The following is a 16,542-nucleotide window of genomic DNA, read 5'->3' as shown; positions in this document are numbered from 1 at the left end:
CCTCCCCCACCGCCCTGCACCCGCCCAAAGCCGATTTTGCGATGCCCGCGCGCGGCCCGGCGCGGGCATGGTTCGACGGCGCCGGCAACCCGGGCATCGATATCGCGGGGCAACCCGGCGATCCGGTCTTCGCCTCGCGCAACGGCCGCGTCGTGCTCGTGAGCAGTGCCCTGCCTGCCTACGAAACCATGATCGTGATCAAGCACGACGACACGTTCATCACGGCTTATGCGCACCTCGGAAAGACGCTCGTGCGCGAGAACGACGAGGTGCGCCAGGGCCAGCAGATTGCAGAGTTTGGCTTCCGGAAGAACGACGAGGTCGCGCTGCATTTCGAGATTCGCAAGATGGGCGTCGCGGTCGATCCCGAGCTCTACCTTCAGGGCCTCGCCCATTGAGATCTTCTTTTTTCTACTTCACACGGAACCCAATACGAATGCTTCATCCCAAGCGACTTTTGAATCTGCTCATCCTGCTCGCGGTCTGCTGGCTCGCAGCGCCATCGGCGTTGGCCGCCCAGATGGTCAGCGCCGCCGGCAACACCGTCAACATGCGCACGGGGCCCGGGACAAGCTACGTCGCGCGCTGGACAGTCGACAAGGGCTACCCATTCAAGGTGCTCGCGCGCAAGGGCAAGTGGCTCAAGGTCAGCGACTTCGAGCACGACTCGGGCTGGGTCTACGGCCCGCTGATGAACAAGACGCGGCACTACATCGTGAGTGCGGCCTCGGCGACGCTGCGCGCAGCCCCCAACGCACGCAGTGCCGTGGTCTTCAGGGCCGCCCGAGGCGATGTGCTGCGCACGCTTCGCCAACGCGGGAGCTGGATCAAGGTGCGCCACGAACACGGCCCCGTTGGCTGGGTAGTGAAGAGCAGGCTCTGGGGATGGTAGGCGCCGTGAATCACATTGAACACTACGCTCACCAACGGATTGCACGCACATGAACGACCTTATAGAAACCATCCGCGCGATCAACTGGGAGCGCTGGAGCGCCCCTGCACTTTCAGGGCTTCGGATCGTGCTGATCGTGGTGGTCGCGTGGATTGCGATCAGCGTGCTGCAGCGCGCAGTGCGCGTGATCCGCCTGCGGGTCGAGGGGCGCCTGGATGGCACCGACAGCGCGCGACGCGCCGAAACATTGGGTCGCGTCGTGCGCTACCTGATCGCCATGGTGATCAGCGCCGTCGCCGTCATGCTGGTGCTGGCGGAAGTTGGCGTGTCGCTGGCACCCATCCTGGGCGCTGCCGGCGTGGTGGGTCTCGCCATAGGTTTCGGCGCCCAGAGCCTGGTCAAGGACTACTTTACCGGCTTCTTCATCCTGTTCGAGGATCAAATCCGCACCGGCGACGTCGTCAGCATCGCGGGCATCGGTGGCTCTGTTGAAGACATCACGCTGCGTCATGTCCGCCTGAGGGACTACGACGGCAATGTGCACTTCGTGCCGAATGGACTGATTACGTCGGTGACCAACATGTCCCGGTCCTTCGCACAGGCCGTGATGGATGTGGGCGTCTCTTACCGCGAAGACGTCGATCAGGTGATGGCACTCATGGCCGAGGTCGGTCGACAGCTGAGAGCGGACCCTGACCATGCCGTAAAAATCCTCGGCGACTTGGAGATTGCAGGCGTGGAGCGCCTTGATGACAGCGCCGTTGTACTGCGATGCCGCTTCAAGGTAGCACCGCTCCAGCAATGGACGGTCAGACGCGAATACCTGCGCCGCATGAAGGCGGCATTCGACGCACAAGGCATCGAGATCCCGTTTCCGCATGTCACCGTTTATGCGGGCGTAGGCAAGGACGGCTCGGCTCCGGCGTTGCCGGTGCGGCTGCCGGCCGGTGCCCTCGAGGCCCAGGCGGTGCTCGATCATGTGCTGCCTTGAGCGCAGCGATAGCATCAACGTCGGCGAAGAGATTCAGCGCAGTGACAGACAGAACGGTCCTGCGAAAGACGTGAATACGTCGCGACGGTAGCTAGAGTGTCTTGCAATGCATCCCGCCTTCGTCCCCGCTGACCGATTGCGCTTCGCTTCAGGTTCCCTGGGGCTGATCTTCGCCACAGGCAGGCAGTGGTCTGCCTATGTTGTTGCAACTCTGGTGTTGGCCGGCTGCAGCCAAGGCTATCCGACGTCCAATGCCCCGGATACACGAAGCATGGGCGCCGCACAACATCTGGCAGCAATCAACGGTATGTTGGCGTCCGATCCAGACCACGCCTCCCGCGAAGCGCTGCTGGTCAACGCATGCACGTTGCGCTTCACTGCTTTACTCTCCTCTCGACACGGCGTGCGCGTTGCTCTGGCGCGTGCTCACGCCGTGTTCGACACGAATGCCAAAGACGGGGAGTACCAAGTGAAAGTGTTCACTGGCGGCAGACTTACCTCGCAACCTCGATTTACAGTGAACGTCGGGACTTGGTTGAATGCCGTTGCATTCAGGGATCACCTGCAGGAACTCGTCAGGCGATGCTGGGCCATAAAAAGATCAAGACCATAGGCCTGCGCGACCTTAGACAGCGACAGCCACGCTCTCGACCACACCATCCTGAGGGCGTTGGCCAGACGCCGTCGCCAACGACAGAACTTTTCATGTTGGAGCTGCGCGTGTAATGCATCACAATGTGACCTATTAGGCTCGCAGCGGGAAAATACCGAGCACGCCGAAATTGTTTCGGATTGGGCAAGGATCGTCCGCGCGATTCGCAATCACAGCGTTTCACGCCACAGCAGCATCAATTTACGGGTATGAAATCACGTCAAGAAACTCTGGGAAGCGCGTCTCCCTCCGACAGGTTCGGAGGGCGTGTGGCGGCGTGCCTGACGGTGGGCACCGACGAACTGCCTGAAGCCCAACTCGCCCGACTTGAAGCTGCTCGAAGCCGCGCACTCGGGCGCAAGAAGAAGGCTTTGAGTCGCCCGATGCGATCAACGGCCCGCCGCATCCCATCGTGGCTGCAGTTGAGCTCTCGCGGACTGAAGCTTGCGACGGTGGTCCCGTTTGTTCTGCTCGCGGCGGGTCTCTGGACGATCGACACGGTCACCAGCGAGAACCTTTCAAGCGATATCGCGGAAGTCGAACTGAGGCTGTTGACCAGCAAGCTGCCGCTTGCCGCTTACACCGATCCAGGCTTCGCCGAGTTCGTGCGGCGCGATCGGCAGAACGCCGTCGCCGCTGCCGACGGGCCAACTTGAGCCTGTCGCTCCCGCCAAGTGAGCATCGTCGGTGATCTCACAGTGCAGCAGTGCCTTCAGGTGCCGGCACGCTGGCAGATCCGATCGAGATGCCCAATGACAAGCCGTGCTCACTCGTACACAAAAATGCCTGAAGCAGAACCGCTGAACAACGGTTCACACGTGCATCGATGGGCATGCCAACCCGGCTGCCATCGTCGACCGGGCATCGTGGGCCGCCCTGAAACTGAACGCTCCTCTCGAACCGCTTTGGCGACGGTGCGCTGGGCGTGCATCGGAGGATCAATGAAACGTCTCGTCATCATGAGCCCACTCATCTTGCTTGCAGCCTGCGCGAGTTCGGGCCTGTCAGCCAATGGGATTCACTCCCTCGAAGTGAGCAGCCCACATCGTTTCACCCTGCGTACGACAGCGATCCTGGAAGCGTCCAGACAATGTCGAGAGAACGGCAAACGAGTCGATATCCTTCAGGTGGATTCCAGTGGACTGACGCCCTTTACAAATCTGCCTGAGGCCGAAGCCGTGTTCCGGTGCGACTGAGGGTTGCGATTTCCGAAATGGCAGGGTTCGCCGCGGTCGATCTCTGTGAATACCGTAGTGCCGCCCAACAGATTTGTCTGATCATGATCGTTTGCTTTCGTTTCAACTTCGTCCTGGCGCTGTCGCTGGTGAGCGCCTCGGCCCTGAGCGCCACAACCCACGACGCGACCGAACTGAACGTCAAGTACCACGATGTTCAGAAGTGCACTGAGCGCACCCTGGGAAAGCAATGGGAAGCGCGGTATGGCATTGAAATGGCACTTAACCGCTGGGGTGCGATCGAAGCGACCGGCGCCTCCATTGACACGGCGCCGCAGGTCGTTCGCGTCACAGATCTTCGATGCCGGTACCAGAGCGATCTGGCCGGTGAACCGCGGCCTTGATGCTGGCTGGCAAGGTGATGGTGACGGGCGGAGAGCCCCTCTTCATGCGCGAATGTCGCGAGTTGTCGCCTCTGTTCACCCGAATTTGCACCCTGAAAGAATGCAGTGTCAAAACACGATGTGAAGTGATCAGACGCAAAAAAGCCCCGACTGGCGGGGCTTTAGAGCGCTTGCTGATGCACCGTGAAGTGATCTGAAAGCTATAGCTGGCGGAACCGGAGGGATTCGAACCCTCGATGAGGCTCTACACCCCATACTCCCTTAGCAGGGGAGCACCTTCGGCCACTCGGTCACAGTTCCTGAAAGAAGCCGCGATTATGCCAGCTTCCACGCAGCTTTCAAGCGGGCGGCTGATCCAGATCGAAGGCCTTGTGCAGCGCGCGCACGGCCAGTTCCATGTACTTTTCATCGATCACGACCGATGTCTTGATCTCGCTGGTCGAGATCATCTGGATGTTGATGCCCTCCTCGCTCAGCACACGGAACATCTTGCTGGCCACGCCCACGTGGCTGCGCATTCCGATGCCGACGATGCTGACCTTGCAGATCTTGGTGTCGCCGACGATCTCTGCCGCGCCGAGCGTGGGCAGCACTTTGGCCTTGAGCAGGTCCATCGCCTTGGCGAACTCGCCGCGATGCACCGTGAAGCTGAAGTCGGTTTTGCCGTCCTTGCTCAGGTTCTGAATGATGACGTCCACTTCGATGTTCGCATCGGCGACCGCACCGAGGATGTGATACGCGATGCCCGGCTTGTCGGGCACGCCGAGCACGGAAATCTTGGCCTCGTCACGGTTGAATGCGATGCCGGATACGACGGCTTGTTCCATTTTTTCGTCTTCCTCGAAAGTGATCAGCGTGCCGGACTTGGCCTCTTCAACGATGTCGATATCCCACGGCGTAAAGCTCGAAAGCACGCGCAGCGGCACCTTGTACTTGCCGGCAAATTCGACCGAGCGAATCTGCAGCACTTTTGAGCCGAGACTCGCCATTTCAAGCATCTCTTCGAAGCTCACCGTCTTCAGGCGGCGAGCGTCCGGCTCCACGCGCGGGTCGGTCGTGTAGACGCCGTCGACGTCGGTGTAAATCAGGCACTCGTGCGCCTTCATGGCCGCGGCAATGGCGACAGCCGACGTATCGCTGCCCCCGCGTCCCAGCGTTGTGATGTTGCCGGCGTCGTCGACACCTTGAAAGCCGGTGATGACGACGACGCGGCCGGCATCGAGGTCGGCGCGCACGCGCTCGTCGTCGATGCTCTCTATGCGCGCCTTGGTGTAGGCGCTGTCGGTGCGAACCGAAACCTGCCAGCCGGCATAGCTCACCGCTTCCATGCCCTCGGCCTGCAGCGCGATGGCCAGCAACGCCGACGAAGCCTGCTCGCCGGTCGAGGCAAGCATGTCGAGTTCCCGGTCGTGGCCGCGGCTGCCGGTCTGCTGAGATGCCAGCTCCTTGGCGAGACCGAGCAGGCGGTTGGTTTCGCCGCTCATGGCGCTGGGGACCACGACCATCTGGTGGCCGGCGCGCGCCCATTTGGCGACGCGCTTGGCGACGTTGCGGATGCGCTCGGTGGAGCCCATCGACGTGCCGCCGTATTTGTGAACGATCAATGCCATGGGTGAATTGGGAAGAGAAAGAAACCGGGCGCTAGGCCTTAGGCAAGGGCGCGGAATTGTACCAATGCAGGTGCTCGGACTGCCGCTCGGCAAAGCCGTCAGCGACCTTGATATGGATGCGATGGCCACGCGTGGTGCAGGCGGCAATCTGGTCGAGCAGTTGGTCGAGCTGCGACGCACTTGGCGCGCGCGCGTGCGACTCTCGCAACCAGTGGCGCAACACGTTCCCCTGGCGCGCGCGCGAGAGCGCTTGCAGTGCCGGGATGCGCGGCGGATTGCCGACCAGGACAAGGTCTTGCGCGCCCAGTTCTTTCAGGAGCTCTTGCGCCTCGGCAGCGTGCGCGGCACTGCGCGCAAAGGTCGACCGAAATTGCGGAAATGTCTGCACCAGCGCCGGCAAAAGAACAGCGCGAATCCGGTTGCGGGTGTAGCGCGCGTCGTCGTTGGTCGGGTCGTCGATCCAAGGCAAGCCGCGCGTTGCCAGCCAGGCGCGGATGTCTGCGGCCGAGACGCCGAGCAACGGGCGATGGATGGTCAAGCCCCGACGCACTGCGATGGCCGGCATGGCGGCCAAGCCCGGCAAGCCGGCACCGCGCGACAACGCCAGCAACAGTGTCTCGACCTGGTCATCGGCGTGGTGGCCGATGGCGATCGACCGGACCGACGGGCGCTCTGTGTGCGCACCGGCCATATCGTGAAACGAGGCATAGCGCGCATCGCGTGCAGTCGCTTCGGGACTGTCTCCCGCAGCATGACGTGCATCGACGTGTCGGCTGACAAACGGCACGGCCAACTGCGCGCAAACATCGGCGCAGTGCCGCTCGAAATCGTCGGCTGCAGCTTGCAGGCCGTGATGCACATGAAACGCGCGGACTCTCCCGGGCCAACGCGCAGCGCACGCCGCCAGAAGCGCAGTCGAATCAGCCCCGCCGCTGTACCCTACCGCCAGGGGCAGCGCCGGCTCGAACGCGGCGATAGCCTGCTCGAAGGCCTGTCCGGATGCAGTCACCTCGACACGCTGCGCGCCCTACTTGATGTCGGCTTTGGTATCCGAGAAACGGCCGTAGCTTTGCAGTCGGTCGTAGCGTCGATCGAGCAGTTCCTTGACCTTCAGGTCGCTGACCTGACGGAATGCGTCGTTGAGCGCGCGCTTCAGGAAAGCCGCCATCTGGCGGTGGTCGCGATGGGCTCCGCCGACCGGCTCGTTCACGATTTTGTCGACCAGCCCGAGGGCTTTCAGACGATGCGCCGTGATGCCCAGTGCATCCGCCGCTTCCTTCGCCTTGTCGCTCGTCTTCCAGAGAATCGAGGCGCAGCCTTCAGGGCTGATGACCGAGTAAATCGAATACTGAAGCATCACGAGCTGGTCGCCTACCGAGATCGCCAGCGCGCCGCCGGAGCCACCCTCGCCGATGATCGTGACGATGATCGGCACCTCGAGCTGCGCCATCTCGAAGATGTTGCGGCCGATGGCTTCGGACTGGCCGCGTTCTTCCGCATCGATGCCTGGATAAGCGCCCGGCGTGTCTACAAAAGTAAACACCGGCAACTTGAATTTCTCGGCGGTTTTCAATAGCCGCAATGCCTTGCGATAGCCCTCGGGCTTGCTCATGCCGAAGTTGCGCGCGGTGCGCTCCTTGGTGTCGCGACCTTTTTGATGGCCCAGCACCATGCACGGCGTGCCGTTGAAGCGGGCCAAGCCGCCTACGATCGACAAGTCGTCGGAAAAATGCCGATCGCCGTGCAGTTCGACGAAGTCGGTAAAGATTTCTCTGACGTAGTCGAGCGTGTAGGGGCGCTCCGGGTGCCGGGCAATCTTGGTAATTTGCCAGGGCGTCAGGTCGCTGTAGATGTCTTTGGTGAGTTGCTGGCTTTTTTTGCCCAGCTGATCGATCTCTTCAGAAATGTCCACCGCAGATTCGGTCTGGACATACCGCAGCTCTTCGATCTTGCCTTCGAGCTCCGCAATGGGCTGTTCGAAGTCGAGAAAAGTTCGTTTCGCCAACGTCTTCTCCTGTTATTCAATAGGCGACCGGTACCGGGTCGAGCGAGCGCCAAATATACCAAGTCGCGACGCTGCAATACGGCGCCCAGGCAACCGCCACCTCGCGCGCGTCGCTGCGACTGACCGGGTCACCCGAAAAGTAGTTGACGCTGATGCCGTTGAGCAGGCCCAGGTCGTCCAGCGGCAGCACGTTGGGCCGCATCAGATGAAAGATCAGGAACATCTCGGCCGTCCAGCGGCCGATGCCACGGATCGCGACCAGCTCTTCGATGATGAGTTCGTCCGCCATCGCGTTCCAGGCGTCCACATGCACTGCGCCGGCATCGAAGTGGATTGCGAGGTCGACCAGGTATTCGACCTTGCGCGCCGACAGACCGGCGCCACGCATGTCGTCGACCTTGAGCTTGAGGACATTCGCGGGCGTTATCTTGCGCGGCAGCGCAGCGAACTTGTCCCATACCGCCTGGGCGGCCGGAACCGCGATCTGCTGGCCAACAATGCTGCGCGCGAGCGTCGTGAAAGCATCCCCACGTGATTCCAGACACGCATCGCCGAAGCGAGGAATAAGCCGCTTCATCACGCGGTCTTTCCTGGCGAGATGTTTACAGGCTTCTTCCCAGTAATCGGGTGTAAAAATCTCGACAGGCGGTGGTTTCTTTGGCGAAGGCATGGGCGCTCGGGTTGCTTCTTCTTTGCGTTCTATTGAGCTGCGGCCCAAGTCGTGCCGGTGGGGGAATCTTTCAGCGCGATCCCCTGCAAAAGCAAGTCTTTTCGAATGCGGTCAGCTTCAGAAAAGTTCTTCGCGTCCTTGGCCGCAGTACGTTGGGCGATCAGCATCTGAATGGCCGCAGCGTCGAGCGAACCGCCAACTTGTTGATACCCAGCTTGGAGAAAAACCTTGGGCTCGCCCTGCAGCAATCCGATCGTGCCGGCCAATGCGCGCAGCAGGCCCGCGACCTCAGTCGACTTGGTACGGTTAACTTCGCCCGCAAGGTCGAACAGCACGGCGACTGCCTCCGGCGTGCCGAAGTCTTCGTCCATCGCAGCCTTGAAGCGCGTGGCGTGCGGCTGGTTCCAGTCGATGGCAGCGTCCGCAGGCGGGACCAGATCAAGCGCGGTGTACAGGCGCTTAAGGGAATTGCGTGCATCGTCCAGATGCACGTCGCTGTAGTTGAGGTCGCTACGGTAGTGCGTGCGCACAAGAAAAAAACGCAACGTTTCGGCGTCGTATTTTTCCAGCACTTCGCGGATGGTGAAAAAATTGCCCAGGCTCTTGGACATCTTCTCGTTGTCAACACGCACGAAGCCGTTGTGCACCCAGAAACGCGCCAGCGGTTTGCCATGCGCGCCTTCGCTCTGCGCGATCTCGTTCTCGTGGTGCGGAAACTGCAAGTCCACGCCGCCTCCGTGGATGTCGAAGGTCTCGCCAAGCGTGGCGCAGCTCATGGCCGAGCACTCGATGTGCCAGCCGGGCCGGCCCACGCCGAACACGCTATCCCATTTGGCGTCGTCGGGCTCGGCCGGCTTGGCGGCTTTCCAGAGCACGAAGTCGAGAGGATCGTTCTTGCCGTCGAGCACTGCAACGCGTTCACCGGCATGCAATTCGTCGAGCGACTTGCCCGAGAGCTTGCCGTAGCCGGGAAACTTGCGCACTGCGTAATTCACATCGCCATCGGCCGAGCGGTAAGCCAGCCCCTTGTGTTCCAGCGTGCGAATGATGTCGAGCATCTGCGGAACATAGTCCGTCGCGCGCGGCTCGATCGTCGGAGGTTCGATCCCGAGGGCGCCGATGTCCTGGTGCATAGCCACTACGGTCTCTTCGGTCAGCGCCCGGATGGTGATGCCCCGTGCCAGCGCGCGCGCGATGATCTTGTCGTCGATGTCGGTGATGTTGCGCACGTAGGTCACGGCGTAGTCGCTCGCACGCAGCCAGCGTTGCACCACGTCGAAGGCCATCATCATCCGCGCGTGGCCGATATGGCACAGGTCGTACACCGTCATGCCGCAAACGTACATGCGGACATGGCCCGGCTGTAGCGGCGAAAATTCTTCCAGCTGACGCGATAGCGTGTTGTAAATGCGCAGGCTCATGGAGACTCGGAAAGCATCGGACTTACGGCCGGCCGGAGCGGGTGCGCAAGGGTAATTTTCAGGGGTGAAGGTGGGGTTGCACCGGAGGCTGGAAACGACCCCTCGGCTACAATCGGTCTCAGTATAAACGGCCGCCGCCGCATATTTTTCGGGTGTTTTTCGAGCTTGCTGCAAGGCGCTCGACCCCCCTACCTCCCGAGGCTTCATGAAGCACTTCGCGCTCTCCCCCTCCAACGCCATCCTCCCCATCTTCCGTCTTCTTTCTGCACCTTTCGTTGCCATGCTGCTGTGCCTGACGGTCTGCCCAGCACACGCCGACGACTACGGCGACGTCAACCAGTTGCTGCGGCAAGGCAAGGTACCTGAAGCACTGACCAAGGCCGACGCTTACATCGCCGGCAAACCACGCGATCCGCAGATGCGCTTTTTGCGCGGCGTGATCCTGACCGAACAGGGCAAGCAAGCCGACGCCACGGCCGCCTTCACCAGTCTCACGCAGGACTTCCCGGAACTGCCCGAGCCGTACAACAACTTGGCTGCGCTCTATGCATCGCAGAGCCAGTTCGACAAGGCACGTGCCGCCCTCGAAATGGCGATCAAGCTGAATCCGGGCTATGCGACGGCCTACGAAAACCTCGGCGACGTGTATGCCCGTCTCGCAATTCAGCAGTACGTGCACGCGCAGCAGTTCGCGTCGACCAATCCGAGCGTGACGTCGAAGCTGAAGACGGTTCGCGAACTGTTCGGGCCGGCCACGACGAGCGCAGACCCGGCTCAATTGCCAGCGGCGCCTGTGACCGTCAAGAAGCCGGTGCGCGCAAAGTAGACTTTTCTGTTCGCAGGTGCGCTGGCTACGGCCGGATGCACGCTTCCCGATTCATCTTCTCACCGGACAGATCATGGTTACAAACACACGTACAGCAGGTGCCCGTTCGCGCCGCACTGCTCTCTTGCTTGCAGCGTCGCTAGCCGGCTCGATCGCCTTTTCAAGCGCGGCTTGGGCGCAATCCGCACCACGCGTCAAGCTCGCCACGTCGGCCGGCGACATCGTCGTCGAGCTCGATCAAGCCAAGGCACCGAAGACGGTCGACAACTTTCTGCAATACGTCAAAGAAAAACATTACGACGGCACGGTGTTCCATCGTGTCATCGACGGCTTCATGATCCAGGGCGGCGGCTTCACTGCGAACATGCAGCAAAAGCCGACGCGCGCACCGATCGCGCTGGAGGCCGCCAACGGCCTGAAGAACGACAAGTACACCATCGCGATGGCGCGCACCGGCAACCCTGACTCGGCCACATCGCAATTTTTCATCAACGTCAAGGACAACGCGATGCTGAACGCTCCCAACCCGGACGGCCATGGCTACACCGTGTTCGGCAAGGTCGTTGCCGGCACTGAAGTCGTCGACAAGATTCGCGCCGCACGAACCGGCACCAAGGGCGGCATGGAGAACGTGCCACTCGATACCATCACCATCCAGTCGGCCAGTATCGTCAAGTGACCGGCGTGACCCAACTTTTTTGAAGGAGCCATCATGAGCAACCCCCAAGTCGAACTGCACATCAAGAACTACGGCGTCGTCACGCTCGAACTCGACCGCGCCAAGGCGCCGAAGTCGGTCGACAACTTTCTGGCTTACGCCAAGAAGGGTCACTACGACAACACGGTATTCCACCGCGTGATCCCCGGCTTCATGGTTCAGGGCGGTGGCTTCGAGCCCGGCATGACCCAGAAGCCGAGCGGCGCCGAGATCGAGAATGAAGCCAACAACGGCCTGAAGAACGACAACTACACCGTCGCGATGGCACGCACCAGCGCGCCGCATTCGGCTACGGCGCAATTCTTCATCAACGTGTCCGACAACGCATTTTTGAACCACACGGCACCCTCGGCGCAAGGCTGGGGCTACGCTGTGTTCGGCAAGGTCATCGCCGGCAAGGAAGTCGTCGACAAGATGAAGGCCGTGAAGACCGGCCGCAAGGGCTTTCATGACGACGTTCCGCTCGAAGACGTCGTCCTTGAAAAGGCTGTCATCACAGCGGAATAAGCGGACGGACAGACCAGGCGGAGCAAGCGGCACGATGCGTTGGGCGGCGATCGCATGAACCCATTGAGCTCCTCGTCGACGTTCCCCGAAATCATCGCGCCCGTCGGATGGCGGACCGTCGACCTCATCTCCGACCTGCACCTGCAGGCTGGAGATGCCGCAACGCTCGAAGTGTGGCGCGGGTACCTGCAGACCACGTCGGCTGACGCACTGTTCATCCTCGGCGACCTGTTCGAAGTCTGGGTCGGCGACGATGCTGCGACGCAGCCCGGCTTCGAGGCAGAGTGCGCCGAACTGCTGCGCCTTACCGCCGAGCGCTTGCCCGTGTATTTCATGCATGGCAACCGCGACTTTTTGGTCGGCGCCGGGCTGGCAGCACAGGCGAACTTCATCTTGCTCGAAGATCCCACGGTGCTGGTGCTCCACGACGAACGCTGGCTTTTGAGTCATGGCGATTTGCTTTGCCTCGACGACACTGACTACCTTGCGTATCGCGCACAGGTACGGAAGCCGGAATGGCAAAGTGCAGTGCTGGCCAAACCGCTGGCTGAACGCCGCGCGCTGGCGAGATCGATGCGCGCGCAGAGCGAAGACCATAAGCGTGGACCTGACGTGGTGTGGGCCGATGTCGATGCCACTGCCGCACGCGACTGGCTGCGGCAGGCTCATGCCCGCACGCTGGTTCATGGTCACACCCATCGGCCGGCAGAGCACGATCTTGGCGATGGACTGCGTCGTGTCGTTTTGAGCGACTGGGATGCCTCAGCGCACCCGCCTCGCGCGCAAGTGCTCTGCCTGTCGATCGCGGGCGCTCAGCGCGTTGATCTGCGCTGATCGGCGTTGACCTCTGATGTTTCGCTGGTTGCGCCGTCTTCGCGCCCTTCCCTCCATTCCCGACGCTGCATGGCAGGGCACGCTGGCGCGCTATCCATTTTTGAACGACCTTTCCGACGCCGAGCGAGACAGCTTGCGCACGCTCACTGCTGGCTTCTTGAGCGAGAAGGAATTTCACGGTGCGCACGGCTTTGCGATCACCGACGAAGTCGTGCTTGCCATTGCCGCTCAGGCCGTCTTGCCGTTGCTGCACCTGAAGGGCGGACTAACCTGGTACGACGACTTCGTCGGCGTTGTGGTGCACCCGTCTGAAGTGGTCGCACAGCGCACGACCACCGACATGGCCGGTGTGGTTCACGAATACGAAGAAGTGGTCGCAGGGGAAGCCATGGACCGCGGCCCGGTGATGCTCAGTTGGCAAGACGTGCTCGCCAGCAGCATTACCAGCGACACCGGCTACAACGTCGTCATTCACGAGTTCGCACACAAGATCGATATGCGCAGCGGCGTTGCAGACGGCTGTCCGCCGCTGCCTGCGGGCTTTGCCGGGACAGCTAACGCGCGGGAGGCGCGAGGCGCATGGCTCGGCGCGCTTCAGTCGGCTTATGAAGTCTTTCGAGAACAGACCATCGTCGCCGAGCGATTCGGAGGCGCGCCGCCGTGGCTCGACGCATACGGGGCCGAGTCGATCAGCGAGTTCTTCGCGGTCGCGTGCGAGGCGTACTTCGTGAACAGGGTTCGCTTCGCCGAAGAGTTTCCGACGTTGCTCGCGCTGTTCGATGAATTTTTCTTAGCCGGTCAGGCCGATCGGGCCTGACCTCGGCTGACCGTTACTTGCGCAGCAGCGCCTTCAACGCGTTCTGCAAACGACGGGCGGCTGCAGCATCGTGCGGCATTGCCAGCACCTTGCTTGCGTCCAGACCCCAGGTTTGCGCCGGGGCAGGATCGCCACGCTTGGTGAGCAACTTGAGTTGCAGTGCGCGGCGTGCATCGAGCTGATCGGCTGGCGTCGGAACCTCCGCCGCCATCTCGAGACGCAGCAAAGCTTCGGACGCTTCATCTGCCTTGGCTGCAGGCGCGCCAGCCAACGACTGCGACCAGGCAGTTCGCACCGCTGGCGACACAGCCCGACCCAGTTCCTGCACCGAGGGCAGCTGCGACGCGTCGCGCTTTTCCCATGCGCTCATCACTTGCGACAACGCCTCGCCGTGCGCTTGTGCTGCAAGTTTGCGCAGCGCCATGTCGGCGCGTTCGAGCGCCTCGCGTTGCGCGCGGAATGCGGCATCGCCGAGACGCGGACCCCGGTCTTCGAAGCGAGGAGCGCGGTCGCCAAAGCGATCGCCGCCACGGGCATCGCCCGAGCGCGGTCCACGATCGTTCGAACCACCGGGGCCGCCGGGGCCACGTGAGTCGCGGCGGTCGCCGAACTTGCCACCGCCGCGCGGAGCAGGCGCGACATCGCCTCGCTTGCTGCCGGGGCGATCGTCGCCGCGGCGTGCTGCCACCACGGGCTTGGGGGCAGGCTTGGGCGGTGCGGCGGGCTCGACTGGCTCGACCGACGCTGATTCCTCCGCAACTTCTTCCGCACGCACTTCGTTGTCGGCGCGCGAGGAGGCGTCCGAACTGTCGGCGGGTGCGATCAGGTCGCGCGGGCCAGCAGGCGCAGTCGCAACCTCCGGCACTTCACTTTGCGCCTCGGCAGCGACCTCGCGGCCGCCTTCGAGCGCAGCATCGGCCGGCGGCGTGCTGAGCTGCGTGCTCTCGCCGAATTCCGACGCAGCCTGTTCGACGCCGATCTGTTCGGTCGCACCGACATTGGGGCCGTCTGGTCCCTCGATCGGCGCCGCATGGATTGCGGCAGGCGCCGGTCGCACGGGTGCCGGTGGCGGGGCTGGCGGCGGCGCTTCACCGCGAATCGCCCCCTCGAGGCGAGCAATCGCAGCGCGGATCTTCTGGACTTCGCCGGCGGCGTTGGCAGCATCGAGCGCCTTCGACGCGTCGAGCACGTAGCGGTCGTGGTCGCTCATGGCCGAGGAGGCTTTTTCGCGCTCTGCCGTCTTGCGATTGAAAGCGTCGTCGATCGGTGCGCGGAACGCATCCCACAGCTTTTGTTCATGACGACGATCGAGCGGTACGGTTTGCGCTTCGGCCTGCCAGCGCTGCTGCAGCGCCTTGACCGCGTCGATGCGCAACATCGGCTGTCCGCCGAGTTCGGTGGCTTCGGCAATCATGGCTTGACGCCGATCGACACTCTCTTTTTGAGCCGACTCGAACGGTGCACGCGCTGCGTCGAACGCTGCGTTCCAGAGCGGTTGCAGTTCGGCAAACACTTTCTCGCCGATATGGCCGGCATCGCGCCAACGGTCAGCGAACTGGTGAAGCGCGCGGCTGTGCGCCTTCAAGTCCGATGCGTCGGCATGCGCCTCTGCCCATCCCTTGACTTCGTCGATCAACGCGATGCGCTGGGCACGGTGTTCCGCGGCATCCGCGCGCACCTTGTCGAGCCAGGCTTCCACCACCTTGTGCGCTTCGTTGCACGCTTCGTCGAATCGCTTCCACAACCCGTGATTCGGCACGCCACCCTGGTCGGCCTGCTTCCACTGGTCGCGCAATGTGCGCAGGGTCTCCTGCATCTTGCGGCCACCCAGGGCCTGGCCTTCGGGGCGCTTCAGCAAACCTTCCGCCCGAGCGACCAGGTCTTCGCGAACCTTGTCGGCGCTCCAGCGCTGCCAGCCTTCGAGTTCGCCCGCAGCCACCAGGGCGGTGTGCACTCGTGCTTCCAGCTCGGATTCGACCTGCTTGCCGTGTTGCTTCAGCACGATGCGCAAGGCGGCGGCGGCGCCGGCGCTGGCTTTGCCATGTCCTTCTGCAGTTTCCTGTTCGAGCTTGACCAGCGCAGCCAGAACGGCTTCTTGCGCTGCGGCACGCACGGAGGGATCGACCTTCGGCGCTGCAGCCTTTGCCGGCGCTGCCTTGGGAGCGATGGCTTCGCCGCGTGCGGCGCGCAGCTCATCTGCCCACACCAAGACTGGCGGCAGCGGTGCTGCAGCATCCGCGGCTGCAGCCTGTGCCTGCATCAGTGCGCTATGAAAAGCATCGGAGACGACGAGCAACTGGGCCTTCGAGGCATCGAGTTGCGGTGCAAAGCGCGCGTCGAGACTGTTCCAGTTGCCGTCGGCGGCAATTGCATCGGCCTGCTCTTTCCAGTGGACGACGTCACCGCGGAGGCCTTCTTCTGCTGCCTGCGCGTCGTTCCATGATTTGGTCGACAGCACTTCGAAGCGCTGCGCCAGCAGCACGGCCGCTTCACGGTGCACCTGGGCGCGGTGCTGTAAGTCTTCAATGCCCTTCACGCGCTCGGCCAATTGGCTCTTAAAGCCAGTGAGCGGCTCGCGAGACAAGGGCGCGCCGGCCTTGGCCGCGTCGCGTTGCCAGGCCAGCGCATCGGCGATGTTGAGTTTGGGCTGCGCCAACAGCGCCTGCGCCTTCTGCGCCCATTCGGCGCCGATGGCTTCCTGGCCCTTGGCGCGTTTGAGTTCGTCGAGCTTTTCGCGCAGCAAGCGGGCCGCGCCTTTGTCGCGACCGCTCAGTTCCTTGAACACCTCCTGCATTTGCTCGGTCGAGGGATTGCCCGCGAGCCAGTCACGGATGCGGCCCGCTCTCTCGCCAGAGGTGGACGCCGTGAAAGCGCCGCCGGTGAGGTTGTCGAGGGCCTGAAGATCGTGGGGCTTGGAAGAAGTTGAAGTCACTGCGCGAAGAACGTTTTGTCTTGTTGAATTGGATAAGCAAAGGCGCCGGCAAAGGCCGGCGCACATCGCATTTTCACCGACTTGGCGA

Annotated in this window: 18 protein-coding genes and 1 tRNA gene; 12 read left to right on the top strand and 7 right to left on the bottom strand. The window is 62.5% G+C overall.

The features are described 5' to 3' along the window. The 7 genes from QN397_RS22975 to QN397_RS22945 form a co-directional block, all read left to right on the top strand. The coding region (locus tag QN397_RS22975; RefSeq protein ID WP_323501995.1) for a murein hydrolase activator EnvC family protein at positions 1–398 on the top strand (398 nt) is incomplete at its 5' end. Positions 399–436: 38 nt separating this feature from the next. After that, positions 437–892: an SH3 domain-containing protein gene (locus QN397_RS22970; protein WP_323496900.1), complete on the top strand. Its 456-nt coding sequence runs from the start codon at positions 437–439 to the stop codon at positions 890–892. 49 nt (positions 893–941) lie between these two features. Next, positions 942–1,883 carry a mechanosensitive ion channel family protein gene (locus QN397_RS22965; RefSeq protein ID WP_323496899.1) on the top strand — a complete coding sequence of 314 codons (942 nt, stop codon included), beginning with the start codon at positions 942–944 and terminating at the stop codon, positions 1,881–1,883. Between the two features lie 106 nt (positions 1,884–1,989). Then, the gene (locus QN397_RS22960) at positions 1,990–2,496 is read left to right on the top strand and encodes a hypothetical protein (protein ID WP_323496898.1); all 507 of its coding nucleotides are present in this window, start codon (positions 1,990–1,992) and stop codon (positions 2,494–2,496) included. A 248-nt stretch (positions 2,497–2,744) separates the two neighbouring features. After that, positions 2,745–3,191 carry a DUF3619 family protein gene (locus tag QN397_RS22955; protein WP_323501997.1) on the top strand — a complete coding sequence of 149 codons (447 nt, stop codon included), beginning with the start codon at positions 2,745–2,747 and terminating at the stop codon, positions 3,189–3,191. Between the two features lie 285 nt (positions 3,192–3,476). Then, positions 3,477–3,731 (top strand): hypothetical protein, encoded by a 255-nt coding sequence (locus QN397_RS22950; protein ID WP_323501994.1) that lies wholly within the window; start codon positions 3,477–3,479, stop codon positions 3,729–3,731. Positions 3,732–3,748: 17 nt separating this feature from the next. Continuing rightward, complete coding sequence (locus QN397_RS22945) at positions 3,749–4,114, top strand: hypothetical protein (protein ID WP_323496897.1); 366 nt, start codon at positions 3,749–3,751, stop codon at positions 4,112–4,114. A 207-nt stretch (positions 4,115–4,321) separates the two neighbouring features. Here QN397_RS22945 and QN397_RS22940 read toward each other — a convergent pair. The 6 genes from QN397_RS22940 to cysS all read right to left on the bottom strand — a co-directional run bounded on the left by QN397_RS22940 (position 4,322) and on the right by cysS (position 9,820). Beyond that, positions 4,322–4,414: transfer RNA gene (locus QN397_RS22940), tRNA-Ser, on the bottom strand. Between the two features lie 38 nt (positions 4,415–4,452). Further along, positions 4,453–5,724, bottom strand: a complete 1,272-nt coding sequence (locus QN397_RS22935; protein WP_323498035.1) for an aspartate kinase — start codon at positions 5,722–5,724, stop codon at positions 4,453–4,455. A gap of 31 nt (positions 5,725–5,755) precedes the next feature. Further along, positions 5,756–6,733, bottom strand: a complete 978-nt coding sequence (gene tilS, locus QN397_RS22930; protein ID WP_323501993.1) for a tRNA lysidine(34) synthetase TilS — start codon at positions 6,731–6,733, stop codon at positions 5,756–5,758. 18 nt (positions 6,734–6,751) lie between these two features. After that, positions 6,752–7,729 carry an acetyl-CoA carboxylase carboxyltransferase subunit alpha gene (locus tag QN397_RS22925; protein ID WP_323498032.1) on the bottom strand — a complete coding sequence of 326 codons (978 nt, stop codon included), beginning with the start codon at positions 7,727–7,729 and terminating at the stop codon, positions 6,752–6,754. Positions 7,730–7,745: 16 nt separating this feature from the next. After that, a complete protein-coding gene (locus QN397_RS22920) occupies positions 7,746–8,399 on the bottom strand; it encodes a DNA-3-methyladenine glycosylase family protein (protein ID WP_187052358.1) in 654 nt (217 codons plus the stop codon). 29 nt (positions 8,400–8,428) lie between these two features. After that, positions 8,429–9,820, bottom strand: a complete 1,392-nt coding sequence (gene cysS, locus QN397_RS22915; RefSeq protein ID WP_323498031.1) for a cysteine--tRNA ligase — start codon at positions 9,818–9,820, stop codon at positions 8,429–8,431. A gap of 205 nt (positions 9,821–10,025) precedes the next feature. Between cysS and QN397_RS22910 the strand changes: the two genes are divergently transcribed. The 5 genes from QN397_RS22910 to QN397_RS22890 all read left to right on the top strand — a co-directional run bounded on the left by QN397_RS22910 (position 10,026) and on the right by QN397_RS22890 (position 13,522). Next, entirely contained in the window at positions 10,026–10,646 is a 621-nt protein-coding gene (locus QN397_RS22910) for a tetratricopeptide repeat protein (RefSeq protein ID WP_416352357.1), read from the top strand. A 73-nt stretch (positions 10,647–10,719) separates the two neighbouring features. Next, entirely contained in the window at positions 10,720–11,325 is a 606-nt protein-coding gene (locus tag QN397_RS22905; protein WP_323498030.1) for a peptidylprolyl isomerase, read from the top strand. Between the two features lie 33 nt (positions 11,326–11,358). Beyond that, positions 11,359–11,871, top strand: coding sequence for a peptidylprolyl isomerase (locus tag QN397_RS22900; protein WP_323501992.1), 513 nt, complete (start codon positions 11,359–11,361; stop codon positions 11,869–11,871). 54 nt (positions 11,872–11,925) lie between these two features. Further along, positions 11,926–12,705: a UDP-2,3-diacylglucosamine diphosphatase gene (locus QN397_RS22895; protein ID WP_323498028.1), complete on the top strand. Its 780-nt coding sequence runs from the start codon at positions 11,926–11,928 to the stop codon at positions 12,703–12,705. Between the two features lie 16 nt (positions 12,706–12,721). Beyond that, complete coding sequence (locus QN397_RS22890) at positions 12,722–13,522, top strand: M90 family metallopeptidase (RefSeq protein ID WP_323498027.1); 801 nt, start codon at positions 12,722–12,724, stop codon at positions 13,520–13,522. A gap of 13 nt (positions 13,523–13,535) precedes the next feature. On the opposite strand, the gene QN397_RS22885 is transcribed toward QN397_RS22890, so the two are convergent. After that, complete coding sequence (locus QN397_RS22885) at positions 13,536–16,454, bottom strand: DUF349 domain-containing protein (RefSeq protein WP_323501991.1); 2,919 nt, start codon at positions 16,452–16,454, stop codon at positions 13,536–13,538. Positions 16,455–16,542: the final 88 nt, after the last annotated feature.

Source organism: Variovorax sp. RTB1 (genome assembly GCF_035018765.1).
Lineage (GTDB): Bacteria > Pseudomonadota > Gammaproteobacteria > Burkholderiales > Burkholderiaceae_C > Variovorax.
This window is presented reverse-complemented; position numbering and strand designations above follow the sequence as displayed.

Coding starts and splice junctions, on each gene's coding strand:
- QN397_RS22955 (WP_323501997.1), top strand. CDS start 2,745: ATGAAATCACGTCAAGAAACTCTGGGAAGCGCGTCTCCCTCCGACAGG.
- cysS (WP_323498031.1), bottom strand. CDS start 9,820: ATGAGCCTGCGCATTTACAACACGCTATCGCGTCAGCTGGAAGAATTT.
- QN397_RS22910 (WP_416352357.1), top strand. CDS start 10,026: ATGAAGCACTTCGCGCTCTCCCCCTCCAACGCCATCCTCCCCATCTTC.
- QN397_RS22970 (WP_323496900.1), top strand. CDS start 437: ATGCTTCATCCCAAGCGACTTTTGAATCTGCTCATCCTGCTCGCGGTC.
- QN397_RS22905 (WP_323498030.1), top strand. CDS start 10,720: ATGGTTACAAACACACGTACAGCAGGTGCCCGTTCGCGCCGCACTGCT.
- QN397_RS22960 (WP_323496898.1), top strand. CDS start 1,990: ATGCATCCCGCCTTCGTCCCCGCTGACCGATTGCGCTTCGCTTCAGGT.
- QN397_RS22890 (WP_323498027.1), top strand. CDS start 12,722: ATGTTTCGCTGGTTGCGCCGTCTTCGCGCCCTTCCCTCCATTCCCGAC.
- QN397_RS22900 (WP_323501992.1), top strand. CDS start 11,359: ATGAGCAACCCCCAAGTCGAACTGCACATCAAGAACTACGGCGTCGTC.
- QN397_RS22920 (WP_187052358.1), bottom strand. CDS start 8,399: ATGCCTTCGCCAAAGAAACCACCGCCTGTCGAGATTTTTACACCCGAT.
- QN397_RS22965 (WP_323496899.1), top strand. CDS start 942: ATGAACGACCTTATAGAAACCATCCGCGCGATCAACTGGGAGCGCTGG.
- QN397_RS22950 (WP_323501994.1), top strand. CDS start 3,477: ATGAAACGTCTCGTCATCATGAGCCCACTCATCTTGCTTGCAGCCTGC.
- QN397_RS22895 (WP_323498028.1), top strand. CDS start 11,926: ATGAACCCATTGAGCTCCTCGTCGACGTTCCCCGAAATCATCGCGCCC.
- QN397_RS22935 (WP_323498035.1), bottom strand. CDS start 5,724: ATGGCATTGATCGTTCACAAATACGGCGGCACGTCGATGGGCTCCACC.
- QN397_RS22945 (WP_323496897.1), top strand. CDS start 3,749: ATGGCAGGGTTCGCCGCGGTCGATCTCTGTGAATACCGTAGTGCCGCC.